The following is a 372-nucleotide window of genomic DNA, read 5'->3' as shown; positions in this document are numbered from 1 at the left end:
GACACCAGTCAGCAACAACAGGAACAGCCCCATCACCGTCGAGACAGCGCCACCGTAGGCGCGCATCTTGGGCAACAGCACCGAGAGTTCATGCATTTCCAGGAAGGGGTTGTGATCCACGGGAGGCTTGGGGATGGCGACGACATCCAGGTCGAACGCAGGATTGATTTCGAGCCCGGGCACTCTGACCAAGGCATACCGGAAAAGCTGATTGAACCAAGTGCGGCATTTCTCGGCAGTAGTCAGTGCATCACGCAGTTCGACTCGACTGAGCACATCGAGAAGGTCATGCCGGGTGATCCCGAAGATCGATCGCCCACCCAAGTGCGGAAGAACATCTTTCTTGAAGATCCGGCGAATCTGGGAGAGCGG

Annotated in this window: 1 protein-coding gene; it reads right to left on the bottom strand. The window is 57.3% G+C overall.

The features are described 5' to 3' along the window. On the bottom strand, window positions 1-372 hold a 372-nt coding region (locus tag DM374_RS32850; RefSeq protein ID WP_404821412.1), incomplete at both ends, for a tyrosine-type recombinase/integrase.

The organism is Pseudomonas huaxiensis (genome assembly GCF_003231275.1).
GTDB lineage: Bacteria > Pseudomonadota > Gammaproteobacteria > Pseudomonadales > Pseudomonadaceae > Aquipseudomonas > Aquipseudomonas huaxiensis.
This window is presented reverse-complemented; position numbering and strand designations above follow the sequence as displayed.